Below are 26,306 nucleotides of genomic sequence, written 5' to 3' on the forward strand. Positions count from 1 at the left end.
CCCGGAGCTTGAATGGTTCCGGCTGGCAGCCACAAAGGTACAAGGTCAGCTATAAGTGAGCAGTGAGCTGCGCGCATCGGCCGAGTCTGCAATTCATTGATAACTGTTCACTGCTCACTGACCTTACTTCCCCCGCCCTTCCACGATGATTTTCAGCGTATACAGCAGCACGCGGAAGTCCATTGCCAGGCTCATGTTTTCGATGTAGAGAATGTCGAATTTGAGCCGTTCGACCATCTGGGCCACGGTTTCGGCGTAGCCGTATTTTACCTGGCCCAGGGAAGTGAGGCCGGGCCGCACGCGGTGCAGGTGGCGGTAGTGGGGCGCGATTTTCACAATCTGGTCGATGAAAAACTGGCGCTCGGGGCGCGGGCCCACCACGCTCATGTCGCCCTTGATGACGTTCCAGAACTGCGGCAGCTCGTCGAGGCGCACCTTGCGCATGAAGCGGCCCCATTTGGTGATGCGCGGGTCGTGGTCGGAGCTCAGGGCCGGGCCCAGCTTCTCGGCGTCCAGGAACATCGACCGGAACTTGATGATGCGGAACGGGTGGCCGTTGCGCCCAATCCGCTCCTGCCGGTAAAACACCGGGCCGGGCGACGAGAGCTTCACCATCACGGCCGTGAAGGCGTACACCCACCAGGCCAGCAGCAGAAACAGGGACGAAGCCACCACGTCGAACACCCGCTTGAGCATTATCTGCCACACGGGCATCAAATCCTGCTTGATTTCGATGAGCGGCGTGCCGAATAAGTGGTTGACTTTCACCGAGCCCAGCAGCATCTGGTACAAGTCGGGCAGGATGCTGACGCGGGCCGTGGTGCCCTCCAGCAAAGCCAGAATATCCTGAATGAGCAGGTGTTCGCTGGGCTCGATGGCAATGACGATTTGCTCGATTTTGTGGGCCCGGACCAGGGCGGGCAGGCGCTGGTAGGAGCCGCGGGCGGGCAGCTCGGCGGCCAGGCCGGGGTCGATGGTATCGCCCACGGGCGCGAAGCCTATCAGGCGCAGGCCCAGGTGGCGGCTGGTGCGCGCCAGCTCATGAAACGTGTTTAGGGCCAGCGCGTTGGAGCCGACCAGCAACGTTGGGAACGAAATATGACCTTTGTAAATCTGGCGCTGCACGCTGCTCACGGCCCAGGTGCGCAGGATGGCCGAGATGAAAAAGTGCAGCAGGTAGTACGCCGTGAAGGTTTTGTAGTAGGCCCGGTAGTTCACCACGCCCTGGTCGTCGAGCAGCAGGGTGAAGAAGATGACCACGGCCCCGAGCAACGACACCCGCGCCAGGCGCAGGATTTCGGCCAGGCGCGACTTGCGGTAGATGTCGCGGTACTCGCCCACCAGCCCGTAGAGGACGGTCCAGAACACGGCGATGAAAACGGCCGAGCCCGTGAGGTCAAACAAGGCCCCTTCGGTGAAGTGGTAGCCCGTCATCTCGTTGAGCAGGTATTTCCGCTCCAGGTAGAAGCATATCCACGCTATGAGCGCGGCCCCGAAATCGGCAGCAACAAGCTTGACGTATTGAAAGCGGCGAATAAGCTGCAAAACGGTAGTTTGGGTAGTATTTTCGCGGTCTGTGGACAAAAACCGCGCCGGGCAAAGGTAGGGCCCGGCGGTAGTTGTCAGGTTTTCCTTTTTTTCACTTGACTAAAAACGGGGGCGCCCCGGCCAATTTCCTCATTTTACATTCCACCCTCCCCATTTCGAAGCTCAACGATACCTATCGCCACCAAGGGCAGCGCCGCGCTTTGGCCCGGGAGCTGCGCCGCCGCGGCATCCACGACGAGCGGGTGCTGGCGGCCCTGGCCACCGTGCCGCGCCACCTGTTCTTCGAGCCCGCCTTTGAGGCCCACGCGTACCAGGACAAAGCGTTTCCCATCGGCGAAGGCCAGACCATCTCCCAGCCCTACACCGTGGCCTACCAGACCCAGCTGCTGAACGTGCAGCCCACCGACCGCGTGCTGGAAGTGGGCACCGGCTCGGGCTACCAGTGCGCTGTGCTGCTCCAGCTCACGCCCCACGTCGACAGCATCGAGTTCAATGAAGTGCTGTTTGCCCGCACCCGGCAGCTGCTGGCCGCCCTGGGGGCCGGCGGCGCGGGCCTGCACTGCGGCGACGGTTCGCTGGGCCTGCCGGTGCGCGCGCCGTTCGATGGCATTCTGGTGACGGCCGGGGCGCCGGGGCTGCCGCCGGCCCTGCTGCGGCAGCTGCGCGTGGGCGGCCGGCTGGTGATACCCGTGGGCGACAACCAGAGCCAGCGCATGGTGCGCGTGACCCGCGAAGGGCCGGAGGCTTTCGTGCGCGAAGAGTTTGAAGAATTCCGCTTCGTGCCGCTGCTGGGGGCCAGCGGCTGGCGCAGCTAGCCCCGGCTTCATCGTTTGCCCACGCAAGGGGTGTAACTTGCTCATTCTTTACTGTTGCCGGGGAGTACTGCTCCACCCTACTAGCACCCCGGCAGCGCAATTTCCCCCTCTTTTTTTATGCTGAAACTGTTACGCGTTTCCCGGCGCTGGGTGCTGGGTATTGGGGCGATGGCCCTGGGCTTATCGGCCACTGCCCAAACGCCGGAAGGCGTTAGCCGCAGCTATCCGGAACACCGCACGGGCTTCCGCTGCGCTTTCGATAGTGCCCAGCAGGCCGCGTTTGCGCGCCAGCCGGGCGCGGCGGTGGCCTACCGGGCTTTTTTGCAGCAGGTAGCCGCCATGCCGGCCGTGGCCCAGGCCCGCCTGCTGGCCGCCCCCGATGTGACGGTGCCCGTGGTGATGCACATCATCCACACCGGCGGCTCGGATAATATTTCGGATGCCCAGGTGAACGACGCGGTGCGGGTCATTAACGCCGACTACAGCAAAACCAACCGCGACACGGCCGACGTGATTGCGGCCTTCCAGTCGATTTATGCCAACATTGGCTTCAAGATGAAGCTGGCCCGCCTCGACCCGAACGGCAACTGCACCACCGGCATCACCCGCACGTATTCGACCGATACCAACATTGGCGATGACCGGGTGAAAAGCCTCATCGTGTGGGACCAGAGCAAGTACCTCAACATCTGGATTTGCACCAACGCCAACGGGGCCGGCGGCTACGCCTACCTGCCCTGCACCGGCGGCGCGGTCGATGGCATCGTGATTCGCAACGCCCAGTTTGGCAGCATCGGCACTTCGGGCGGCAGCAACCTGGCGGTGCGCTCGCTCACCCACGAAATCGGCCACTACTTCGGCCTGCCCCACACCTGGGGCGGCAGCAACACGCCGGGCCTGGCCAGCAATTGCAGCATCGACGACGGCATTGCTGATACGCCGAACACCACCGGCTCGCAGACCAGCTGCTCATCGGCCTACGGCACGGGCACGGTGCTCACCAGCTTCAACCCCTGCGGGCCGCTGGCCAACGTGCAGAATTTCATGGACTACTCCAGCTGCACGCGCATGTTCACGCTGGGCCAGCGCGCCGTGATGCGGGCCTCGCTGCAGCTCGGCTGCCGCCAGGTGCTCACGAGCGCGGCCAACCTGCTGGCCACCGGCACCAACGACGGCTACACCAGTGGCGCCTGTGCCCCGGTGGTGACCTTCCAGGCCTCGGCCACGACGGTGTGCGAAGGCTCGGCGGTGACCTTCAACGACTATTCTTATAACGCCGACCTCACGGCGCCCGGCACCAGCTATGCGTGGCAGTTTCCGGGGGGCACGCCCGGCACCTCTACCCAGCGCAACCCGGTGGTGACGTATGCCACCGGCGGCGTGTATGACGTGACGCTGACCGTGACCACGCCGGGCGGCAGCGGCACCCGCACCCGCCCGGCCCTGGTACAGGTAGTGGGCGGCAACGCGGGCCTGGTGGCCACCGTGGCCGAGTCCTTCGAAAACCCTAACTTCCCCGCCAACTTCCCGGTACCGAACCTGCGCAACTGGGTGTCCTCGTCCACGTCCACTTCGGGCGGGGCGCGGTGGATACGCCAGGCCGTAACCGCCACCAACGGGCTGGTGGTGAGCGACGGTACGGCGTGCGTAATTGTGCCCAGCTCACTGCTGGCCGCCAATACCCAGACCCGGCTCACCTCGCCCAACATCAACCTGAGCAGCTACTCGGCCACCAATCCGCCGGTGCTGTCCTTTGACCGCGCCTACGCCCTGCGGCCCACTTCGCCCAGCGAATCGCTGGCCGTGCAGTTCAGCAACGACTGCGGCACCACCTGGACCACCCAGCGCATCTATTACCCCGGCGTGCTCAACACCCGCGACACGCTGCGGGTGTACGGCTACGTGCCCCACGCCGCTTCCGACTGGCAGCAGCTGCGCATCGACATTCCCGCCACCTACCTGACCAGCCATTTTCAGGTTCGCTTCCAGATGGTGAGCAACGGCGGCAACTACTTCTACCTCGACCACGTGGCCGTGGGCCTCGCCTCGGCCCTGGCCGGCCGGAGCGGCAGCAGCGCGGCCACTCCGATGCTCGTGTTCCCCAACCCGCTCACGGCGGAGACGGCGGTGCAGTTTACCCTGGCCGCCGCCGGGCCGGTCGAACTGCGCCTGACCGACGTGCTGGGCCGCACGGTGCTCAGCTTGCCCACCAAAACCTACTCCGCCGGCCCGCAAACTTTGCCTCTGACCAACGCCGGCCGTGCCCTGCCCGCCGGCATCTACTTCGTGCGCGTCACCCTCAACGGGCAAGCCTTCACCTCCAAAGTCACGGTTGAGTAAGCCTAAGAGGGTTGTTCACGGCAACGACTTCAACCCGCGCCATTTGCCTGGTTGCCCTGGTCCTGCCCAACGCCCGCCCCGGCTTTTTTCCGCCGTAATACTCCTTGACTAATATGGATAGTTTCTGCAACCCAAAATCCTGGTCCCTAAAGCGGTAGGTAATTGCAAATCCCCTGTTGCTCTTTTGGGCGCCATTCGCATAGTTAATCAATGCCTTTTATAGGGTAAATTTGGGGTCGTTTCATTGAACTTGTCGTCACCCATTGCGACTTAACATTTTTCCTACTCCCTCTCTCCTCACTTCATTTTCTCATGCTGAAAAAACTTTTACCCTCGGTGCTGAGTGCCGTCCTGGCCCTGACCGGCTTCGGGGCCCAGGCCCAAAATAGTAACCGCAACTGGTGCGGCACCGATGCCGTGCGGGAGCAGTACTTTGCGACTCATCCCGGTGCCCGTGAGGCCCAGCTGTTGTTTGACCAGCAGCTCACCGTTATGGCGCAGGCCCAGCAGCGCAGCTCTTCCTACGTCACCGATGTAACCATCCCGGTGGTGGTACACGTCATTCACGCCGGCGGCACCGAGAACATTACGGACCGGCAGGTTGCCAGCGCCATCGCCCAGCTGAACATCGACTACCAGAAGCTGAACCCCGACACGGCGAACACCCTGCCCCTGTTCCGCCCCATTGCCGCGTCGATAGGCTTTCAGTTCCGCCTGGCCAAAAAGGACCCGAACGGCAACTGCACCACCGGCATCACCCGCCACTACCTGCCCACCCTCATCAATGACGACCAAAGCGGGTCCGTGCAGGCGGCCGTTCTTTGGGACCCCAGTCGCTACCTGAACGTCTGGGTGGTGGGCTCCATCGGCACCGCCTCCGCGGGCGGCATCGTGGCAGGGTATGTAAGCCCCCCGAACTCCCCTACCAACCCCCGCGACGGTTTTGTGGTGCGCAGCGACTTTTTTGGTACCCAAGGTACCAGCACCCTCTCCAATACCCGGGCCGCGACCCACGAGATTGGCCACTATTTTAGCCTGGCCCACCCTTGGGGCAGTACGAATAACCCCGGCACCGGCGACTGCTCCGGCACCGACAACGTGGCTGACACGCCGCCAACCGATGGTACCCAGAGCTGCAACCTGAACTATGCGCCTTGCGGCCAGATAGCCAACGTGCAGAACTTCATGGACTATTCTTTTTGCTTCACCATGTTCACGCAGGGCCAGCGGGCCCGCATGCGGGCGCTGCTGGCGGCCACCCGCACCGCGCTCGTTTCGCAAACCAACCTGGTGGCCACGGGCACGAACGACGGCTACGTGGCCCCCGACTGCGCCCCGATTGCGGCCTTTATCCCCACCAGCGCCACCAGCGTCTGCGTCAACACCCCCGTCACCCTGCGGGACATTTCCTCCAACTTCACGCCCGGCGGCGGCCCGCTCACCTACGCCTGGTCCTTCCCCGGCGGCACCCCGGCCACGGCCACCGGCCAGACCGTGGCGGTGCAGTACGCCACGGCCGGCTACTACTCCGTCACCGAAACCGTGAGCAACACCGTCGGCGGCACGAGCAGCACCCAGACCAACCTCATCAAGGTGGAAGGCCCCACCGGCGGCGAAACGGCCCCCTACACTGAGTCGTTTGAGAACGCGGCCTTCCCCAACCTCTTCGCCGCGCCTTCGCTGCGCAACTACACCGTGTCGGCCACGACCAGCGCTGGCGCGGCGGCCCCCTACGTCTGGCGCCAGCAAACGGGCACCTCGGCGGCCGACGGTACCGGCTATTTGTACACCGCCGACCGCATTTTCCCAGCCGGCGCCATTTCCACCCTCGTCTCGCCCAACATCAGCCTGGCCGGGGTGACGGGCCCGGCCGTGCTGCGCTTCGCCCGGGCTTATGCCCTGCGCTCGGCCGCCAGCAACGACCACCTCGACATTTCCTTCAGCAATGACTGCGGCGCCACCTGGTCCGTGGCCACGGTGCTGCCCGCCGCCACGCTCTCCACCCAGGGCCCCACGCCGATTGACGGCTACACCCCGGCCACCGCCGCCGCCTGGCAGACCCTGGCCGTGGCCATTCCGGCCCAGTTCCAGCAGAGCCCCCTGTTCAAGGTGCGCCTGCAAATGGTCAACGGCACGAGCGCGGGTAATAACTTCTACTTCGACTACCTGCGCATCTCCGGCGTGCTGGCCACCAAGGCCGACGCGCTGGCCGCCCGTGGCATCAGCGTGTACCCCAACCCGCTCACCCAGGAAACGGCCGTGCACCTGGCCCTGGCCACGGCCACGCGGGTGCAGGTTAGCCTGACCGACGTGCTGGGCCGCCCCGTGCTGAGCCTGCCGGCCAAGACCTACGGCGCCGGCCAGCAAACCCTGCCCCTGACCGGTCCCGGCCACGCCCTGTCCGCGGGCCTCTACCTCGTGCGCGTCGCCCTCGACGGCCAAACCTTCACCGCCAAACTCACCGTCGAGTAAGCCCCACTGCTTGATGATTCTTTTGCAAAAAAGCCCCGGCAGCCGGCCGGGGCTTTTTTGTGGGCAGAAATTTCGCTGAGAGCCGGCCGTACCTTTGTCTTAACCGCTGACGGCGGCTAACCGAATGGGCCCATGGCGCAGGCGGAGCCGGCCGTTGCTGCCTTCTATTGCATCCTATATTTCATCGCCGTGCGCAAGCAAAAACCCGTCGCCGACTCCTTCGTTATCATGACCGAGCTGGTGCTGCCCAATGATACCAATACGCTGAACAACCTCATGGGGGGCCGCATGATGCACCTGATGGACATTGCCGCCGCCATTTCAGCCCAGAAGCACTCCAACCGCATCGTGGTCACGGCGTCGGTCGATAACGTGTCGTTTCGCGACAGCATCCGGCTGGGCAACGTGGTGACGCTGCAGGCCCAGGTCACGCGGGCGTTCAGCTCCAGCATGGAAGTCCACATCGACGTGTGGGCCGAGGACATCCCCAGCGGCACCAAGCTGAAAACCAACGAAGCCTTTTTCACCTTCGTAGCCGTCGACCAGGCCGGCCGGCCCATTGATGTGCCCGAGGCCCTGCCCGAAACCGAAGAGGAAATTCATCTGTACGAGGGCGCGCTGCGCCGCCGCCAGCTTCGCCTGGTGCTGGCCGGCCGCATGCAACCGGCCGAAGCCAAGGAGCTAAAAGCCCTTTTCTCGCTGGAATAGCCGCTGTTTTTGTTTAAATTGGCTACTCCCATCGGCTAAATTCCTTCCCGCCATGTCCGCCGAAAAACTAGCTTTCCTGCAGAACTTCTACACCGACGTCACGCTCTACGTGCCGGCCGAGCCGGAGCCGGTGGCTGCCGCACCCAAGGCGGTAGTGCCGGTAGCAGCGGCGCCGGCCGCCCCTGAAGCCAGCAAAACCACCCCAAAGCCTCCGGTGCGCGACGTTCAGCTGCCGTCCAAATCCTTCAGCCAGCCCTCAGCCGGCCTCGAACGGCTGGCGGCCGGCTTCCATCACCCCATCACCGCGCCCGAACCACTGGTGGAAGCTCCCGCCCAGCCAGCGCAAGCGGCTGAAAGGCCGGTAGTCGCTGCTGCACCGGTGGCCGCTCCTCCGGCCCAGCCGGCTGATGCGCCCGCCGTGCCACCCGTCATGCTCACCCAGTTCAGCACGCTGGGCAACAATGCGCAGGGCGTAATCCTCTTGTTCCGGCTGCCGCCGGAGCAGTTTGTGAAGCTGCACCGCAACGTATTTTTGAACAAGATGCTGCAAGCCCTGGGCATCGTGATGGCCGATGTGGTGCTCGTGAACGTGGAGTCGGACCTGCCGGTGGCACTGGTGAACCTGCGCCGCGAGCTGGCCGCCACGCACATCATTGCCTTTGGCAAAAACCTGCTCGATACCACCATTCGCAATACCCAGATTTACGAGCCGGTGCAGTTCCCAGGTATCGGTCTCTCCTACCTGTCTTCGGCCACCGTGGAACTGGTAGAATACGACACGAGCCTGAAAAAGCGCCTCTGGCCGGGCTTGCAACGCATGTTCGGGGTCGGCTAACTTCGGCGCTTGCACCGAAGTTTATCGGCCGGCCGGCGCTATTTGGTAGCGGCCGGGGGCGCGAATTTGACGGTGGCCGTCACCTGCACGGGCACGGCCTGGTCGTTCTGCCGGCCGGGCGTGAACGGGCCCACGCGGTTGATGGCGTCGAGCACGGCCTGGTCGCAGCTCACGCACAATGAGCGCACCACGCGCGGCTTGCGCACCAGCCCATCGGCATCCACAATAAACTCGACGTACACGGTGCCGGCAATATGCTCGCGCCGCACGGCATCAGAATAGTGCAGGGCCTGCGTGATGGCGGCCGGGTAGTCGCGCGTGCCGTCGAGCAACGTGGGCATCTGCGAGGCGTACGTGTACACCTTTTCCGTTTCGGAATAGGGCGCGGCGGGGTCTGGCAGCGGCATCGGGATTTCCAGAAACTGGTGGGTGGCGGCGGGCTGCCCGACGGCGTCACGGGCGGGTGTCCAGGCCGGGAAGGTGCGCACCAGGCGCAGGGCTTCGGCGTCGCAGCTGGCGCAGAGGGAGTTTTTCACCTCGGCGGCATCCACCTTGCCATCGGCCCGCACAATGAAATCGACCCGAATACGGCCCCGCAGCTTTTCGGTAGTCACCACGGCCGGCACGCGCAGGTTGCGGCGGATGTACTCAAAAAGGCCCGTCGATGCCGGGAAAGTGGCGCGGGTAGGCAAGTCCTCACTGCGGTAGATGTGGCTGGGCGAGCGCAGCGTAACGGGCAGGTTCATCGCCACGGACACGGCCTGGCCATTCTGCCGGCCGGGCACCAGTTTGGGCAGCTTGTGCACGGCAGCCAGCACGGCGGCATCGCAGGCAGCACACAGGCCCCGCCCGATTTTCGCATCCTCCACGTCGCCGGTAGGGCTCACGGCGAAACTGGTGTACACCACGCCTTCCGAGCGGCCGTCGAGCACTTCGGCGGGATAAACCAGGTTTTTCAGCACCGCCTTTTGCAGGGCGGCCTGGTCGGCGGCGTAGCTTCCGCCGGCTTCCGCCAGCGTCTTATCGGTGGTTTTGGGTTGGCCGGGCAGCTTGGGCATTTGCTCCACGTAGGTGAAAGCGCGGTTCGCGGCGGGGGCGGCGGCCTGGGCCACACTCGCGGCATTCGTTGCGCCGGCCTCCTGGAAATTGACGGGCACCGTGAAGCTGACCCACACGGCGCGGCCGTTTTGCTTGCCGGGCACGAAGCGCGGCAGCTGCTGCACGGCATTCACGGCAGCTTCGTCGCAGCCCGAGCCGAGGCCTTTCACCACTTTCACGTCCTGCACCGCGCCGGTGCTGGTCACCGAGAAAGACACGAACACCCGGCCGGTTATCTTATTGCGCCGGGCTGCTTCGGGGTAGATGAGGCGCTCCTGAATGGCGGCCGTGATGCCGGCCATGCCCCCGCCAATGGGCAGCGTGGGCATTTGCTCGACGTAGGTGTATACTTTTTTTCCTTCATCGTCGTCCTGCGCGGCAGCGGGTTGGGCCAGCGCCAGCAGCGCCGCCGCAAGCATTATAGCGGGGAAAGAAGAAAAGCAGAGGGTAGATAAATTCATGGCGCAATATTACGGCTGCCTGCTTACCCGACCGGGGCCGCCGCGCCAGTTTATCCCATTCAATACCTTTGCCCCTGGTCTGGCGCCATCGCCAGCTCCGCTGCCGCTCCATGAAATTCCTTGTTAGTGCTGCACTTCTGGCGGCCACCCTCACCGGGGCCAACGCGCCTGATTCAGCCCCAAAACCTGCCGTCGACCTCGACCCCGTGTACGGTGCCAATCGCAGCGAAATCTACCATACGCACCGCGTGAAGGAGGTTTTTATGGATGAGGAGGCCTTTTACAACGGCAATCTGACCACAGAGCGGTGCCTCAACAAGTACCACGAGCTGGACCACGCCGGCCGCGTGACGCGGGAAGAAACCACCCACAACCGCGTCATCATGTATCGGCATGACTTCGAATACAATGCCGCCGGCCAGCACGTGGCCACCACCACCTATGCGCCGCTGGGCGGCGAGCGCAAAGACACCGGCCGGGTAGGCCTCGCCTGAATACCAGCCAGCCATGACCGTTTCGTGACCGAAGGCACCGAAACCGCCGGCATCACCGGCTGGGATGCCGACGCGGGCCTGTGGCACCCCGTCAACCGGGTGGTCAGCACCACGCGGCACGACACCACCTACGCAGAAACTATAGATGCCAAAGGCGCCATTATCAGCCTCGTTCGCACCTTCCGCACCGGGCCCGGCAAGCACATCTACCGACACGACTACCTCAACTTCTCGCCGGGCGGCCTGGACGAGCCCAAATACTACTATGTTCGCACCGAGCGCGACCAAGTGGTGGAATCAGGCGCGGTGGATTTTTCGCAGAACCTCGACGCCTACATTGCCCAGCACCCCGAGGCCATGCGCTACGTGTTTGGCTCAAAACGGGGCTTTTATGCCCTCACCGATTACGTGGCCCGGCAATCGACCGGCACCTACCACCCCACCACCACGGCCACCTACAACCGCCAGGGCCAGCTGTTGGCCGAAGTCAGCTACAACCGGCGCACCACTTACCAGCGCGATGCCCACGGCCGCGCCCAAACCAGCCAGGACTCCTATCAGGAACAGCCCGGCAACCGCACCACCTACACCTACCGCCCCGACGGCCTGCTGGCCAGCGAAACCGTGACCCAGCACGACGGCACTCCCGACGAAAACCGCTACTACCGCTACACCTTCTACTAAGGACTGCAACAACTCCCCGGACCAGTAAAACGCAAAGCGCCCGGCTTACATAAGCCGGGCGCTTTGCGTTTTACTGGTCCGGGGAATTTAGTTAACGGTTTTCAGCACTTCGGCCAGCTTGGCGGCCAGGGCTTCACCGCGCAGGTTTTTGGCAATAATCCGGCCCTTGGGGTCAATCAGGAAGGATTGGGGAATGGCTTTCACGCCGTAAGCGGCGGCGGCCACGCTGTTCCAGCTGGCCAGGTCCGAAACGTGGTTCCAGGTCAGGCCATCGGAGGCAATGGCTTTTTCCCACTTGGCCTTATCCTGGTCCAGCGACACGGAATAAATGGTAAACCCTTTGTCCTTGAACTGATTGTAGGCCTTCACCACGTTGGGGTTTTCCTGGCGGCAGGGGCCGCACCAGCTGGCCCAGAAATCAATCAGCACGTACTTGCCGCGCAGGCTGCTGAGGGCCATTTTGGCACCAGCGGGCGTGGGCAGGTCAATTTCCGGGGCCATCGAGCCTTGCGCGGTGGCCCGCAGTGGCTCCAGCCGGGCCGTCAGCTCTTTGGTGAAGGGGGAATTGGGATTGGCCTTGCGCTGCACGCCCGCCACGGAATCAGCGAACTGAAATTCTTCCTCCGGATTCATAAAAGCCCCCACCGCGAAACCGCTCACCACCGAGGTGGCGTTGCGCCGAATCAGGGTTTTTACCTTGGCCGTGGTGCCGCCCTGAATCTGGTAGTATTCCTTCTCGACTGCTTTCATCTCCTCCGTTTTGCCGGCCTGACCGGCGGCGTTGTAGCGCTTGCCAATGTCCTCGAGCTGGCCCTTGCTGCCGGTCATCACCTGCGTGAGCTGGCGCAGCACTTCGGCATCCTTGCTGCCTTTCACGGTGTAGGTAGCGGGCAGGCTTTTGGCGTCACCGCTGAGCTGCACGTGGGTTTTGTTGTCCAGCAGCAACAGCACCTGATTGGCATCGTCCAGTTTCAGCTGGAAAATACCCGGCGCAGTGGCCAGGCCCTTTAGCGTGAAATTGCCCGAGGCATCGGTTTTGGCCTGGCCTTTCTCCACGAATTGATTGGAGGTGAGTTCCGCAAGGTGCAGCACCGTGCCGGCGGGCGCGTTCTTGAGCTGGCCCGAAACCTCGTAGCCATCGGCGGCGGCGGCGTTTTGGCAGGCATTGGCCATGCCCAACACGGTGGCAGCCAGAAAAACAGATTTTATCATAGGATGAAGCATATATGCTTAAGCTTGTGCTAAATGTAGCCAACGCGGGCCAGTGAAGTTATTGTTCCGAAGCAGGAATTCAGAACGTTTGCTGAGCGCAGTCGAAGCATCGCTACCGCTTCGTTGAATCGAGTTGATTACTTGCGCGGTAGAGAAGCTTCGACTGCGCTGAGCATGACGTTGGGGTTGACGGTCAAGCAAGCAATTCCTTACCCTTCCAGCGCGGCGCGCAGCAGCTGGTTAGCCAGCTTGGGGTCGGCTTTGCCGCCGGTCAGCTTCATCAATTCGCCCATAAACATGCCGGTGAGCGACTTTTTGCCCGCCCGGTACTCGGCAACTTTGGCCGGGTTGCCGTCCACAACTTGCTGCACCAGGCCGGCCAGCTCGCCGGTATCGGCTTGCGTGAGCAGGCCCAGGCTTTCGGCCGCGCCGGTTGCGTTGGCGGAGGGATGGTCGAGCAAATGCGGAAAAAGCTGCTTGCTGGCGACGGAATAATTGATTTTTCCCGCGTCAATCAGGTCGATGATGCCGGCAATCTGGGCCACGTCGAGCGGGAAGTCGGCCATGGTGAGGGCGCGCTCATTGAGGTAGGATTTCACCGGGCCCATCACCCAGTTGGCCGCCGCTTTGGAGTTGGGCGTGAGACGCGAAAGGTCGTCGAAGAACAGGGCCACCTCCTTCTGGTCAATCAGCACCGAGGCGTCGTAGTCGTTCAGGCCCAGCTCGCCCACAAAGCGCGAGTACAGCTGCTGCGGCAGGGCCGGCAGCTCGGCGGCCACGCGGTGCAGCCACTCGTCGGAAATCACCAGCGGGGGCAGGTCGGGCTCCGGGAAGTACCGGTAGTCGTTCATGGTTTCCTTGCTGCGCTGGCCGTTGGTGGTGCCGCTGGCTGCGTCGAAACCGCGGGTTTCGCTGTCCACTTCGCCGCCGGCTTCGATGATGTTTATCTGCCGCTCGATTTCGTAGGCAATGGCCCGCTGCACGTTGCGGAAGGAGTTCATGTTCTTTACTTCCACCTTCATGCCGAACTGCTTGGCGCCGTGCAGCATGACGGAAATGTTGGCGTCGCAGCGCAGTGAGCCTTCTTCCATGTTGCCGTCGCAGATGCCGAGGTACTCCACCAGCTTCTTGATTTCGATGAGGTAGGCGTAGGCTTCCTCGCCGGTCCGGATGTCGGGCTCACTCACAATCTCAATCAGCGGCACGCCGGCGCGGTTCAGGTCAACCAGGGTTTCGGTTTCGCCGGCCAGGTGCATCGATTTGCCCGCGTCTTCCTCCATGTGAATGCGCGTGACGCCGATGCGCTTGGTGGACCCGTCGCTGAGGCGCACGTCGACGTGGCCGTCGTGGCAAATCGGGGTTTTGTCCTGGGTAATCTGGTAGCCCTTGGGCAGGTCGGGGTAGAAGTAGTTTTTGCGCGCAAACAGGTTGTCGCGCCGAATCTGGCAGTTGGTGGCCAGGCCCATTTTCATGGCAAACTCCACGGCCGTGCGGTTCACCTTGGGCAAGGTGCCGGGGTGGCCGAGGGTAATCACCGACAGGTTGGTGTTGGGCGCGACGCCGTATTCGTTCTCATCGGCAGAGTACATCTTGCTGTGCGTGAGCAGCTGGGCGTGTACTTCGAGGCCGATGACGGGCTGGTATTTGGCAAGGGTGGCTTCGTCCATATCAAAAAACGCGGGGGTCCTGAGTGCTAATTAACCCTAAAGGTAACGGGTACAGACAAGCCAACGGCCACGGGCCGCACCCAGGTTCCGCGGATTTACGCGCCGGGCCGGCCCCTACCGGAAGCGGCCGTAGCCCCGCGGCGCACCGTACCCCGGCCGGTAGGGCGTCTCCAGGGTGTAGTACACCGGCACCGTGAGGTAGCTCATCAGCACCTGGCCATCGCGCCGGCCGGGCACGAACTGGCGCTTGAGCTTGGCCACGGCCCGCAACGCCGCGTTGTTGAGAAAAGAGGCCGTGGAGTGCACCACGCGGGCATTGCTGATGCGGCCATCCGGGGCCACGGCCAGCTCCACGTCGATTTCGCGCAGCCAGCTACGCCGCAGCATGGTCATCGTTTGGTTACTTTCGCGGCGCATGGCGTCCCGCTCCGGGGCCGTGAGGCGCACGGCTTTCGTCAGCTCTCTGGTCAGCTGCTCGGGGCCGCCGGGGTATAAGGGCAGCTGCTCGTAGATAAAATAGGGCACGGCGGCGCCGTCGGGTCCGTAGCAGCGGCCGATGCCGCAACGGCCGTTTTCGTAGTGCTCGCGCCGTTTCAGGCCGCCGTCGGGGTAGTAGGTAAACAAGTCGCCGTTGCGCTGCCCGCGCATGTATTCCTCCTTGGAACGCATCTGCCCGTCTTCGTACCACGTGCTGAGGGTGCCGTGCCGGATGCCCCGGTACGCGTTGGCGTAGGGAATGTACTGCTTGAGGTGCCCCGAAGGATAATACACCCGCGTGACGGCGCTCAGGCTGTCGCGGAAGACCGTTTCGGCGCAATAGGCGGCCGAATCGAGTTGGGTAGCCGGCTGGGCGTCTTCCCTAAAGAATGTGGCGGGTGGGCTGGGCAGCGCCTTTGGTGGGGCCTGTGCGTGGCTCGCCAGGGGGCCGGCCGCCAGCAGCGCCAGCTTCAGAAAAAGTGGTTGCGTTTTCACCGGAAGGGGCCGCTGCCAGGGCAGGTTAATCGGCGCGAAACAATTAGGCCCCAAAGTACGCAGCGGCCGGAGAAACGGCAATATCCGGCCGAACGGCCGGCCTTATTTCACCGGCCGCTGCAGCTGCTGGATAGCCATCATTTGCTCCAGGCTTTTGCTCATGCCTTCGTTCGAGCCGTCGAGGAAAATGACGTTGCCTTTGCCCTGTTCGGCGAAATGCTTGATGGCCTCGGTCCACATCGAGAAGTAGACCATCGACGGGTCAAGGTTGTTTTTGCTCATTTCTTCCACGGCGTGGGCGAGGCCCTTGGTCACTTCTTCACGGAACAGGGCCACGCCCTGGCCGCGCAGCTGGGCGGCGATTTTCTCGGCTTCGGCCGCGATTTTGATGGCGTTGCCCTCGGCTTCGGCGGCTTTGGTTTTGGTGATGAGCAGGGCCTGGCCTTCGTTTTCGGCGGCGGCTTTGAGGTTGTTCGACGCCACGACTTTGGCCATCGAGCGCATGATTTCCTCATCAAAAGCAATGTCGTTGAGCTGCAAGTCAATCAAATGGTAGCCCCAGCTTTCGAGCGTGGCATCGAGCTGGTCTTTCACATGCAACACGATTTCGCCCCGCAGACTCAGAACGGCCGCCTGCCGCTGCGTGGCCACGAACGCCCGGATACTGCCCTCCACGGTGCGCACCAGCGCCTGCATCAGGCTTTGCTCATCCACAAACTTGAAGGCCACGTTCTTGATGGCTTCCTCGCTCTGGTCGAAGGCCGCGTACACCAGCATGGCCTTGAAGTTGACGTTGGCCTGGTCGATGGTAATGGCCTGGAAATTCAACTCCAGCGAACGGTTCTGGATGGAAATTCGCTTGTAAACGGCCTCAATAAACGGCAGCTTAAAATTCAGCCCCGGCGACATGATGCGCCGGTACTTGCCGAAAACCGTAACCACCGCCACCGTGCCCTGCGGCACGATGACGTAGCAGAGAAACAGCGTCAAGGCGATGAGGCCCAGGATGACGAGCGCAAAGGTTGACATGGAAGTTGTGCGGGTGAAAGGTGAGATGGGAATTCAAGGGCTTGCCCCGGCAGCTCAAATGTACATTGCACCAGTTGTCTGGCTTCATTTCAAAAAGCTTCTTTTCAACCTTGATAGCGAAAGGGGGCTTTTCGGCTCATGCGGGGCAACAAAGCCAGGGCGCAACTTACTGAATTCTAAACGTAATGGGCACTGTGAAGCTGATGGCGGCAATTTCTCCATCGTACTTTCCCGGCGTAAAACGCCCGAGCTGCTTCACGGCCTGCACCGCCGCCGCATCCAAAGGCGGCGTCACGGCCTTTGTCACCCGCACATCAGTCACCTTGCCCTTTTTCGAGACCACGAACGTGACGAGAACCTGCCCGGTTTGTGAGTAGCGCAGGGCCTCGGGTGGGTACTGCACCCGGCGCGATACTGCCGCCACAATGGCCTGCTTGCTGCCGTCGCCCTCCGAGTACACGGGCATCACCAAGAACTCAAAAAACGGCACGGCGGTGCCGTCGGCACGGTAGCACTCGCCTTTCGTAACCTTGTCGGCCACATACGTTTCGTGCCGCTTCAACTGTCCCGACGCGTAGTAGAGCCGGCTTTCGCCCTGTTTGGCGCCGTGCACAAACTCCTGGTGCCACTTCTGCTGGCCGTTGGGATACCAGTTGTCGAAAGAGCCGTGGGCAATGTTTTTTTGGACGTTGTCATAGGTGCAGATGCTCTGCAGCTTCCCGTTCAGAAAGTAGTCGCGCAGCGTGCCGCCCACACTGTCGGTGTATTCGGTTTCGCGCCGGTAGCGTGCGCCCACTTCGGAGGGCAACACGTGGAAAGTGGAATCCAGAAACTCCCTTTTCAGCGGCGGAATAATCTGCTGCGCCAATGCCGTGGGTCCAAATCCACCCAGGAAAACCAGTAGCAGCCAACGCATATTTTTCATCAGGAGTTAAGAAAACAGAATGGAATTTACGACCAATCAGCGATATAGAACCTTGGCCTGCACCACTCCTTCCACCACATCGTTGGTAGGCTGACCCTCGAGCACGGCGGGCTCGAAGGCCGGCAACTGGTTGATGGCTTTGAGGATGGCGGCCTGCAAGGCGGCCGGGGCATCCGTCAACAAGCGGGCGTCTTGTACCGCGCCTGTGGGGTCAATTCGGAAGGCATAATACACCAGCAGTTCCTTGGGCTGCTGGTAGCCGGCCGGCAAAAACCCTTTGTACTCCTGCTGCACCAGTTTCAGAAACCTGCCCGAATAGGTGTTCTTACCCTTCAGTTGCGCAAACGTGTGGTAGGGCGGGCACTTTGCCAGGGCCTGGCCCGTGGAATCGTAACAAGTGCTGGTGCCTTTGCCGGAAGTAAAGAGCTGATTACGACACAGCTTCCCGTTGGGGTGGTAGGTGCGCAATACCCCTACCGTCTGGCTTTTATGGTAGGTCAGCTCCTCGCGCAGTTGGCCGGTTTCGTACCACTCGCGGCTGTGGCCTTCCAGCTCAATCCCCGGCACCAGCCCCGTAAAGTATTGTTCCAGAATCAAGCGGCCGGTGGCCAGCATGTAGCGCCGGGCCTGCCAGTTCAGCCCGGCACTGTCGATTCGGGTAAATCGGTCGTAGCAATGCGCGCCTTCCGGCCCGGCCGGCAGCGGCACCCAATACTTATCGTAATAACGAAGGCCCACCGGCTGGCCCAGCAGGTCGTCGACCACGCGCACGATGGGGACGCCCACCGTTTGGCCGTGCAGCACCGTGCGGCTAGCCAATAGCAACACCGCAAGCAGTTGCTTTTTCATCAATTATAACGAAGGGAAATGCTACGCCAGTGCGGTTACCAGTCCCTCCGCCTTGTCAATGGCCGCCGCTAGCCCGGCCACGTTCTTGCCGCCGGCCGTGGCGAAGAACGGCTGCCCGCCGCCGCCGCCCTGAATTTCCTTAGCCAGCTCGCGCACCAGCGTGGTGGCATTGAGCTTGCCGGCTTTGGCCGTTTCATCATCCAGCATCACGGCCAGCTGGGGCTTGCCATCCACGGCCGCGCCCAGCACTAGCACCAGCGGCGCGGGTGCCGCCTGACGCACCTCGAAGGCTAGCGATTTGAGCGAATCGGCAGATGCGGCGTGGACATTGGCAGCGACGAAATGCAGCCCGTTGGGCAACTGCCGGACCTGCGTGAGCAGGTGGCGGCGCTGGGCGGCGAGCTGCTGCTGGGTAAATACCTCAATTTGCTTGCGCAACGCGGCCATTTCCTCGCCCTGCTTTTCCAGGGTGGTGACGAGGTGCTGCGGGTTGCCCAGCGTCTCGCGCACCTGGTTCAGCAAGTCGATTTGCTGGTCTACGTAGGCTTCCGCCCCGGCTCCGGTCACGGCTTCAATACGGCGCACCCCGGCCCCCACGGCACTTTCGGCCGTGATTTTGAGGTAGCCGATGCTGCCCGTGTTGGGCACGTGCAGGCCGCCGCACAGCTCCACCGAAAAGTCTTTATCGAAGGTGATGACGCGCACGAACTCGCCGTATTTCTCGCCGAACAGCGCCATCGCGCCCAGGTTTTTCGCCTCGGCAATGGGCACATTGCGGCGCTCAATCAGCGGGATTTGCTGGCGAATCCGCTCGTTCACGATTTGCTCGATTTCGCGCAGCTGCGCATCAGTCACTTTGGTGAAGTGCGAAAAGTCGAAGCGCAGCAGCTTCTCGCTCACCAGCGAGCCTTTCTGCTGCACGTGGCCGCCCAGCACCTCGCGCAGGGCGGCCTGCACCAGGTGCGTGGCCGAGTGGTTCTGCCGAATCTGGTTGCGCCGGGCCACGTCGGGCTGAGCAATGAACTCGCCGGTCAGGTCCTCGGGCAGCTCCAGCACGGTGTGCACGATGAGGTCGTTTTCCTTCTTTGTATCAATCACGCGCACTTTCGACAGCGGCGATTCCAGGTAGCCGGTATCGCCGATTTGCCCGCCGCTTTCGGCGTAGAAGGCGGTTTGGTCGAGCACTACCTGGTACTCGGTTTTGCCCTTGGCCGTGGTCTTGCGGTAGCGCAGGATGCGGGCCGGCGCCTCGTCCAAATCGTAGCCCACGAAGGCGGGCTGCTCATCGGAATCGGTCACCACCACCCAGTCGCTCTGCTCGGTTTCCTGGGCGTTGCGGCTGCGGTTTTTCTGCTGCGCCAACTCCTTCTGGAAGCCCTCCTCATCCACGGTCAGGCCCTTTTCGCGGGCGATGAGGGCCGTGAGGTCGAGCGGGAAGCCAAAGGTATCGGACAGCTCAAAGGCCGTTTTGCCATCAATCAGGTTGCCATTGGCGCGGGCAGCTTCTTCCAGCGCATCGAGGCGGCGCAGGCCGGTTTCCAGCGTTTTCAGGAAGGCAATTTCCTCTTCCTCAATCACGCGCTGCACGAAAGCCGTCTGGGCTTTCAGCTCGGGGAAAATGCCGGCCATCTGGTCGGCCAGCACGGGCACCAGCTTGTAGAGGAAGGGCTGTTTCTGGTTCAGCGACGAAAACGCGTAGCGCACGGCCCGGCGCAAAATGCGGCGAATTACGTAGCCGGCCTTCACGTTGCTGGGCAGCTGGCCATCGGCAATGGTGAAGGCGATGGTGCGAATATGGTCGGCGATTACGCGGATGGCGATGTCCGTTTTCTCGTTTTCGGTGGTGGGCTGGTCGGTTACTTTGGCCGGGGCCGTGCCGTGGTACTCCACTCCTACTTCGGTGGCAATGAACTGAATGAGCGGCTGAAAAACGTCGGTATCGTAGTTCGACTTCACGCCCGACACGGCCATCATCAGGCGCTCAAAGCCCATGCCGGTGTCCACGCTCTGCTCTGGCAGCTTGATGAGGGACTTGTCGGCCAGGCGCTGGAATTCCATGAACACGTTGTTCCACACCTCCACCACCTGCGGGTGGTCGGCGTTCACCAGCTCGCGGCCGGGGGTGGCAGCGCGCTCCTCGTCGGAACGCAGGTCGATGTGGATTTCGGTGCAGGGGCCGCAGGGGCCGGTGTCGCCCATCTCCCAGAAGTTGTCCTTCTTGTTGCCGGGCAATATCCGGTCGTCGGTGGTGTATTGGCGCCAGAGGTTCTGGGTTTCGGTATCGGGGCCGAGGTTATCACCCTTATCACCTTCGAAATAGGTGACGTAGAGCCGGTCTTTTTCCAGCTTGAAAACGTCCGTGAGCAGTTCCCAGGCCCAGGCAATGGCTTCGGTTTTGAAGTAGTCGCCAAACGACCAGTTGCCAAGCATCTCGAACATGGTGTGGTGGTAGGTGTCGTAGCCAACCTCCTCCAAATCGTTGTGCTTGCCGCTCACGCGCAGGCACTTTTGGGTATCGGCAATGCGCTTGTAGGGCGCGGGCTTGTTGCCCAGGAAATACTCTTTGAACGGGGCCATGCCCGAGTTGATGAACAGCAGCGTGGGGTCGTCCTTCACCACAATCGGGGCCGAGGGCACGATGTGGTGGCCTTTGGAGGCGAAGAAATCGAGGAATTGCTGGCGGACGTGGCTGGCGGTGGGGAGCGACATAGGAATCGAGAAAAAAGCGGGCCCGCACCCGGCAGAGGTTGATGGATTGCCACGGGGCCAGCGTCGCAAAGGTAACAAACGGCCTCCCTGCCCCGGTTGCATCGCTGCCCGTATCTTGCGGGCCGGGTTTAGTGGTTATGCTTTCCCACTTTCAGGCCCCCACTTCTACTACCTGCTATGGCATTCACCACCTTTCTGCGGCGCTTTTCCTGCCTGGGCCTGCTGGCGCTGCCGGCCCTGAGCCACGCGGCCACGCCCCCGGCACCGCACAAGGCCAAATTGGGCAAAGTCCTCGGGGCTGATATTTCCTTTCTGCCCCAGCTGGAAGCGCGGGGCGTGAAGTTTTCGGACAAGGGCGTGAAGAAGGACGCCATCCAAATCCTCAAAGACCACCACTTCAACTACATCCGCCTGCGGATTTTCAACAACCCCGCCGCCGACAGCGGCTACTCGCCCGGCAAGGGCTTCTGCGACCTGCCCCACACCCTGGCCATGGCCCAGCGCGTGAAACAGGCCGGCCTCAAGCTGCTGCTCGATTTCCACTACTCCGACACCTGGGCCGACCCGCAAAAACAGTTCAAGCCCGCCGCCTGGAAAGCCCTCACCGGCCCGGCGCTGACGCAGGCCGTGCACGACTACACCAAGGAAGTGCTGCAAGCCCTCAATGCTCAGGGCACCCCGCCGGATATGGTGCAGGTGGGCAACGAAATCAACCACGGCATGATTTGGCCCGATGGCGACGTGCAAAAAGCCGACAGCCTCACCCGCTTCGACACCCTGGCCCAGCTGGCCGAAGCGGGCGCCAGCGCCGTGCGCGAAACCACACCCAATGCACTGGTGATGATGCACATTGCCCTCGGCGGCCAGAACCTGCATTCCACCACCTGGCTCGACCGCATGATTGCCCGCAAGGTGCAATTCGACGTCATCGGCGAGTCGTATTACCCGAAATGGCACGGCACCATTGCCGACCTTCAAAACAACCTGACCGCCCTGGCGAAAAAGTACCCGCAGGATATTGTGGTGGTCGAGTATTCGGAGCGCAAGCGTGAAGTCAACGACATTGCTTTCAACCTGCCGGGCGGCAAAGGCAAGGGCAGCTTCATCTGGGAGCCGCTCAACACCTGGGAATCCATTTTCGACAAACAAGGCCAGGCGAATGACTTGTTGTTAATTTACGACGAAATCAGCCGGAAATACCGGGTTGAGTAACTCCAAGCCGGCCGCTACTACCATGCCCTATAAAGAGCGCAGCATCGAGAAACAGTACTTCACCATCGGCGAGGTAGCCGCCCAGTTTAAGGTGGCCGAGTCGCTGGTGCGCTTCTGGGAAACCGAATTTGACGAGCTGCGGCCCCGCCGCAGCAAGAAAGGCAACCGCCTCTACACCCCGCAGGACATCGAGGTTTTCCGCACCATTTACCATTTGGTGAAGGAGCGCGGCTACACCATCCCCGGCGCCCGCGACATGCTCAAGCAAAAGGGCCCGCAGCTGAAGGAGAAGATTGACGTGGTGCAGAGCCTGGAAAAGGTGCGGGCGTTTCTGGTAAGCCTGAAGAAGGAGGTGGAAGCGGCCGGCAAGGCGGACCCGGAGTAAGCTCACGAAACCCCTGCGGAGAGGGGCGGCTGATGCCAGCAAACCAACATTTAAAAAATACTCCCTACCGTCGTCAGGCTCCCCTCTCCGCGGGAGAGGGGCCGGGGGTGAGGTGACCCAATGAACGACGACACCCTCTTCCACGAGCTGGCCCTCACGCTCCTGCCCGGCATCGGCCCGCAGCTCACCCGGCAGCTGATGAGCTACGGCGGCGCGGCCAAAAACGTGCTGATGATGCCGCCCGGCAAGCTGCGCCGCATCCCCGGCGTGGGCGCGGCCACGGTGGCCATCCTCACCGGCAAGGAACGAGAAATGGCCTTTCGCAAAGCAGAGACTGACTTAAAGAAAGCCGAGAAGGACGGTGTACAAATCCTATTCTACACCAGCAAGCGCTTCCCCAGCCGCCTCAAGCTGATTCCGGACGCCCCCGCCATCCTCTATTACCAGGGCACGGCAGACTTGAACGCGCCCAAAACGGTGGCCCTCGTGGGCACGCGCAAAGCCACGGACTACGGCCGCGAGCAAACCGAGCGCATCGTGAAAGGCCTGCTGCCGCACCGGCCGCTGGTGGTGAGCGGCCTGGCCTACGGCATCGACATCATGGCCCACCGCGCCGCCCTGCAGGAAGGCCTCGAAACCGTGGGCGTGATGGCTACCGGCCTGGACAGAATCTATCCGCACACACACCAGAAAACCGCTGAGAAAATGCGCGAGCAAGGCGGCCTGCTCACCGAATTCCCCTTCGGCACGCCGCCCGACCGCTACAACTTCCCGGCCCGCAACCGCATCATCGCCGGCCTTTCGGACGGCACCGTGGTGGTGGAAGCCGCCATCAAAGGCGGCGCCTTGATAACCGCCGAGCTGGCCCTGAGCTACGACCGCGACGTGCTGGCCGTGCCCGGCAACCTGGGCTCCCCATCCTCCGAAGGCTGCAACGCGCTGATTCGGGACAATAAGGCTGCCCTCTACGCCGAGCCCCGCGACCTGGAGCAGCTATTAAACTGGGATGCGGCCCTGCACCAGTCGGGCAAATTCAAGCCCACGCCCTCCTACTCAGCCGACGATTTCACGGCCGACGAATTTGCCTTGATAACGATACTAGCCGCCGCGTCCGGCCGCGAAATGCAAATGGACGAGTTGGCCTGGAAGGCACAAATAGCCATCTACGCCGTGGCCTCGCTGTTGCTGGCGCTAGAGTTTCGGGGCGTGGTGCGGGCGCTGCCGGGCAAGAAGTTTGCGTTGGTGTAAGAAAGTCAGTGGACTTTTTCTTTTGGCTTACTATGAAAATAGTTCCACAAAGGCAAATTGTGGCCTCATTTTCGCTCCCAGACATTTTTTCTACCAACCAAAAACACAATGAGAACAGGTAGACTCCTTACCGGCCTGTTTTTAGTTTCTTTCGCTTGGCGACCTGCCGCGGCGCAGACCCCTCGACCCGACGTTTGCACCGCCCAGCATGTATGCACCGGGCGTGGTGTTGTCGGCCGTGGAGCAACCGGACGGCAAGCAGGTCGTGACCGGGCTTTTTAATCGCGTCGATGGCACGCCGGCCTGGGGCATAAGCCGTTTCAATACCAACGGCACCCTGGATGCGGCATTCCAGCAAAATATTGGGGCCGGGGCTTATGGCTACCGCCTGCGCCTGCTCAGCAACGGGCAGTTTTTCCTGCTTTACCCGGGCAGCACCTTTTCCCCGCCGCTCACGGCGGGCGGCATTAGTCGGGTGGCCATGCTGCGCCTGAACGCCGACGGCACGGCGATGCCTCCTTTGACCCCGGCACGGGACCCAATGACTACGGGTTTGTGGACGACTTGCTGCCGCTCTCGAATGGCAAAGCCATTGCCGTGGGGTTCTTCGACCATTTCAACGGGGCGGTGGCAAATGGCATCGTGCGGCTTACTGCCGCTGGCGCCGTTGATGCCACGTTTAATTCCGGGTTGGGCGCGGCCCCGGGCGACGATATTGAGCGCATCATCGCGCTGCCCAACGGCCAGTTTCTGGCCACCGCGTCCATCAGCAGCTACGATGGCGTGGCGTGCAGCGGGGGAATAATTCGCCTGAACGCCGACGGCAGCCTCGACCCAACCTTTGTTGCGGGCCTGGGCGGCGTGGTCGATAACGTGGTGCTGCAACCGGATGGCCGGATACTAGTAGCGGGCCAGCTTTCGGTGGGCACCAGCACTCCCGATATTGCCCGCCTGATGCCCAACGGGGCCTACGATGCAAGTTTTACCCCGCCCTCGTTTCCCGTATTTTCGGTTTCTTCCCGCTACGGCGATGCGCTCCAGCTCCAGCCCGATGGCAAAGTCATCGTTCTCAATATCTTTCCCGCGGCGGGGGGGTCGGCATCCTCGGTGGTGCGTTTGAATGTTAATGGCACCCTCGATTCATCGTTTCAGGTAGGCACGGCGGCAAACAACGGGCCGTCGTCGGTGCTGCTGCTGGCCAGTGGCAAGATGCTGCTGATGGGCGGTTTCACGGCGTTCAGCGGCGTTCTCGACCGTCCTTTGGTTCAGCTGACCAGCGCTGGCGCGGTGGACCCCACTTTTCAGCCGCTCATCCAAACCACGGGCTCGGTGGCGGCGGCGGTGCGCCAGGCCGACGGCAAGCTGATGGTGGGCGGCAGTTTCACGCAAATCAACGGGCAGACCGTGCGGCGGCTGGCTCGCTTCAATACTGACGGTACCGTGGATGCCTCGTTCACGGTAAGCCCTGGCCTGGATACCCGGGTGGCCGACGTAGCGCTGCAACCCGACGGCCGCGTTCTGACCATTCAGGCGGGAGAAGTGCACCGCTACCTCACCACCGGTCAATCCGACAACAGTTTTTCACCGCCCAGCTTTACGCGCAGCCAACTCACGCACTTGCTCCTGCAAGCCGATGGCCGGGTGCTGGTGGGCGGCACGGTGGTCAATAACAACGGCACCCCCGTGCCCCAGGGAGTGCTGCGCCTGCTGGATACGGGTGCCATCGACGCTTCGTTTGCCCCGGCCAGCACCGGCGCGGGTCAGTTCGCCGGCTTTCAGGCCATGGCCCAACAACCCGACGGCAAGCTGCTGGTGGCCGGCCGGTTTGCGGCCACAGCTGGGGCTTCCCCTGTGCAAACCGTGGTACGCCTGACCAGCACCGGCGCGCTGGATGCCGGTTTCACCGGCAGCGCTTTTGGCGCGGTTGCAACCACGGGTACCAGTTCCATCCAAACGCTCGCGGTTCAGCCTGATGGCAAAATCCTGGCCGGCGGGGCTTTCTCGGCATACGGCACCACCCCGCTCGTGAACATCGCCCGTCTGAATCCCGACGGCACCCCCGATGCCGGCTTTACGCCCCCGGCCACCGCCGGCACGGTGAATACTTTGCAGCTGCAACCCAACAACCGCATCCTGGTGGGCGGGGCGTTCACCAGCGCCAGCCTTCCTACTAATCTGGCCCGCCTGCTACCCACCGGCACGGCCGATACTTCCTTTGGCCCCACGGCCGTGCCCAATAGCGGCGTCAATGCCCTGGTGGTGCAGCCCGATGGCAAAATTGTGCTGGGTGGCTCCTTTGCCAGCCTGAGCAATCAAGCCAGCATGGGCGTGGCCCGGCTAACGGCCACCAACGTGTTGCAGGTGAAAGCTCCCCAGGCGGTAGCCGACCGCACCAGCGCCTGGCCCGTGCCAGCGCACTCCATGCTGAATGTCAGTTTTGACGTGGCCGCCCGGCCCCAATCGCTCGACTTGCTCGATGCAGTAGGCCGAACCGTTCTGCACCAGAGCCTGAACGGGCAGCCAACGGCAACGCTGGCAGTTGATAAGCTCACAACCGGTACGTACCTGCTGCGCGTTGGCTACGAAAGCGGCGTTGTGGTGCGCCGCATCCAGGTTCAGTAGCGGACCTTCGATGATGAAAGT

The 26,306-nt window shown here is 62.5% G+C and carries 20 protein-coding genes and 1 pseudogene; 12 read left to right on the forward strand and 9 right to left on the reverse strand.

Annotated elements, in window-relative coordinates; genetic code table 11:
• Window positions 1-123: 123 nt before the first annotated feature.
• Complete coding sequence (locus tag J4G38_RS03875; RefSeq protein WP_226163136.1) at window positions 124-1,545, reverse strand: sugar transferase; 1,422 nt, start codon at window positions 1,543-1,545, stop codon at window positions 124-126.
• A 155-nt stretch (window positions 1,546-1,700) separates the two neighbouring features.
• On the opposite strand from J4G38_RS03875, the gene J4G38_RS03880 reads away from it, so the two are divergent.
• The 5 genes from J4G38_RS03880 (at window position 1,701) to J4G38_RS03900 (ending at window position 8,718) form a co-directional block, all read left to right on the forward strand.
• The gene (locus tag J4G38_RS03880) at window positions 1,701-2,363 is read left to right on the forward strand and encodes a protein-L-isoaspartate(D-aspartate) O-methyltransferase (protein WP_210515748.1); all 663 of its coding nucleotides are present in this window, start codon (window positions 1,701-1,703) and stop codon (window positions 2,361-2,363) included.
• 117 nt (window positions 2,364-2,480) lie between these two features.
• Window positions 2,481-4,703 carry a M43 family zinc metalloprotease gene (locus tag J4G38_RS03885; RefSeq protein ID WP_210515445.1) on the forward strand — a complete coding sequence of 741 codons (2,223 nt, stop codon included), beginning with the start codon at window positions 2,481-2,483 and terminating at the stop codon, window positions 4,701-4,703.
• 312 nt (window positions 4,704-5,015) lie between these two features.
• Complete coding sequence (locus J4G38_RS03890) at window positions 5,016-7,175, forward strand: M43 family zinc metalloprotease (protein ID WP_210515443.1); 2,160 nt, start codon at window positions 5,016-5,018, stop codon at window positions 7,173-7,175.
• Between the two features lie 189 nt (window positions 7,176-7,364).
• Window positions 7,365-7,883, forward strand: coding sequence for an acyl-CoA thioesterase (locus J4G38_RS03895; protein WP_226163138.1), 519 nt, complete (start codon window positions 7,365-7,367; stop codon window positions 7,881-7,883).
• A gap of 52 nt (window positions 7,884-7,935) precedes the next feature.
• Window positions 7,936-8,718: a hypothetical protein gene (locus J4G38_RS03900; RefSeq protein WP_210515439.1), complete on the forward strand. Its 783-nt coding sequence runs from the start codon at window positions 7,936-7,938 to the stop codon at window positions 8,716-8,718.
• 38 nt (window positions 8,719-8,756) lie between these two features.
• Here the strand turns inward: J4G38_RS03900 and J4G38_RS03905 are convergent, their stop codons facing one another.
• Entirely contained in the window at window positions 8,757-10,277 is a 1,521-nt protein-coding gene (locus tag J4G38_RS03905; protein ID WP_210515438.1) for a TonB family protein, read from the reverse strand.
• Window positions 10,278-10,387: 110 nt separating this feature from the next.
• Between J4G38_RS03905 and J4G38_RS03910 the strand changes: the two genes are divergently transcribed.
• Both J4G38_RS03910 and J4G38_RS03915 read left to right on the forward strand, forming a co-directional pair.
• Window positions 10,388-10,771, forward strand: a complete 384-nt coding sequence (locus tag J4G38_RS03910) for a hypothetical protein (RefSeq protein WP_210515436.1) — start codon at window positions 10,388-10,390, stop codon at window positions 10,769-10,771.
• 24 nt (window positions 10,772-10,795) lie between these two features.
• Complete coding sequence (locus tag J4G38_RS03915; protein ID WP_210515435.1) at window positions 10,796-11,455, forward strand: hypothetical protein; 660 nt, start codon at window positions 10,796-10,798, stop codon at window positions 11,453-11,455.
• Window positions 11,456-11,542: 87 nt separating this feature from the next.
• On the opposite strand, the gene J4G38_RS03920 is transcribed toward J4G38_RS03915, so the two are convergent.
• The 7 genes from J4G38_RS03920 to alaS form a co-directional block, all read right to left on the reverse strand.
• Window positions 11,543-12,667, reverse strand: a complete 1,125-nt coding sequence (locus J4G38_RS03920; RefSeq protein ID WP_210515433.1) for a TlpA disulfide reductase family protein — start codon at window positions 12,665-12,667, stop codon at window positions 11,543-11,545.
• Window positions 12,668-12,876: 209 nt separating this feature from the next.
• Window positions 12,877-14,334, reverse strand: coding sequence for an Asp-tRNA(Asn)/Glu-tRNA(Gln) amidotransferase subunit GatB (gatB, locus tag J4G38_RS03925; RefSeq protein WP_210515431.1), 1,458 nt, complete (start codon window positions 14,332-14,334; stop codon window positions 12,877-12,879).
• 114 nt (window positions 14,335-14,448) lie between these two features.
• On the reverse strand, window positions 14,449-15,306 hold the full coding sequence (locus J4G38_RS03930) for an energy transducer TonB (RefSeq protein ID WP_210515430.1): 858 nt from the start codon (window positions 15,304-15,306) through the stop codon (window positions 14,449-14,451).
• Between the two features lie 102 nt (window positions 15,307-15,408).
• A complete protein-coding gene (locus tag J4G38_RS03935; RefSeq protein ID WP_210515428.1) occupies window positions 15,409-16,335 on the reverse strand; it encodes an SPFH domain-containing protein in 927 nt (308 codons plus the stop codon).
• Between the two features lie 166 nt (window positions 16,336-16,501).
• Window positions 16,502-17,260, reverse strand: a complete 759-nt coding sequence (locus tag J4G38_RS03940) for an energy transducer TonB (protein ID WP_210515427.1) — start codon at window positions 17,258-17,260, stop codon at window positions 16,502-16,504.
• Window positions 17,261-17,296: 36 nt separating this feature from the next.
• Window positions 17,297-18,109, reverse strand: coding sequence for a toxin-antitoxin system YwqK family antitoxin (locus tag J4G38_RS03945; protein WP_210515425.1), 813 nt, complete (start codon window positions 18,107-18,109; stop codon window positions 17,297-17,299).
• A gap of 21 nt (window positions 18,110-18,130) precedes the next feature.
• Complete coding sequence (gene alaS / locus J4G38_RS03950) at window positions 18,131-20,818, reverse strand: alanine--tRNA ligase (RefSeq protein ID WP_210515423.1); 2,688 nt, start codon at window positions 20,816-20,818, stop codon at window positions 18,131-18,133.
• Between the two features lie 177 nt (window positions 20,819-20,995).
• On the opposite strand from alaS, the gene J4G38_RS03955 reads away from it, so the two are divergent.
• The 5 genes and pseudogenes from J4G38_RS03955 (at window position 20,996) to J4G38_RS03975 (ending at window position 26,285) form a co-directional block, all read left to right on the forward strand.
• Window positions 20,996-22,030: a glycoside hydrolase family 53 protein gene (locus J4G38_RS03955; RefSeq protein WP_210515421.1), complete on the forward strand. Its 1,035-nt coding sequence runs from the start codon at window positions 20,996-20,998 to the stop codon at window positions 22,028-22,030.
• A gap of 22 nt (window positions 22,031-22,052) precedes the next feature.
• Window positions 22,053-22,415 (forward strand): MerR family transcriptional regulator, encoded by a 363-nt coding sequence (locus tag J4G38_RS03960; protein WP_210515420.1) that lies wholly within the window; start codon window positions 22,053-22,055, stop codon window positions 22,413-22,415.
• A gap of 120 nt (window positions 22,416-22,535) precedes the next feature.
• Complete coding sequence (gene dprA, locus J4G38_RS03965; protein ID WP_210515418.1) at window positions 22,536-23,663, forward strand: DNA-processing protein DprA; 1,128 nt, start codon at window positions 22,536-22,538, stop codon at window positions 23,661-23,663.
• A 208-nt stretch (window positions 23,664-23,871) separates the two neighbouring features.
• Window positions 23,872-24,003: pseudogene (locus J4G38_RS29110) on the forward strand (delta-60 repeat domain-containing protein); the annotation flags it as partial.
• Window positions 24,004-24,218: 215 nt separating this feature from the next.
• A complete protein-coding gene (locus tag J4G38_RS03975; RefSeq protein ID WP_210515417.1) occupies window positions 24,219-26,285 on the forward strand; it encodes a T9SS type A sorting domain-containing protein in 2,067 nt (688 codons plus the stop codon).
• Window positions 26,286-26,306 lie beyond the last annotated feature (21 nt).

The organism is Hymenobacter terricola (assembly GCF_017921975.2).
Taxonomy (GTDB): Bacteria; Bacteroidota; Bacteroidia; order Cytophagales; family Hymenobacteraceae; genus Hymenobacter; species Hymenobacter terricola.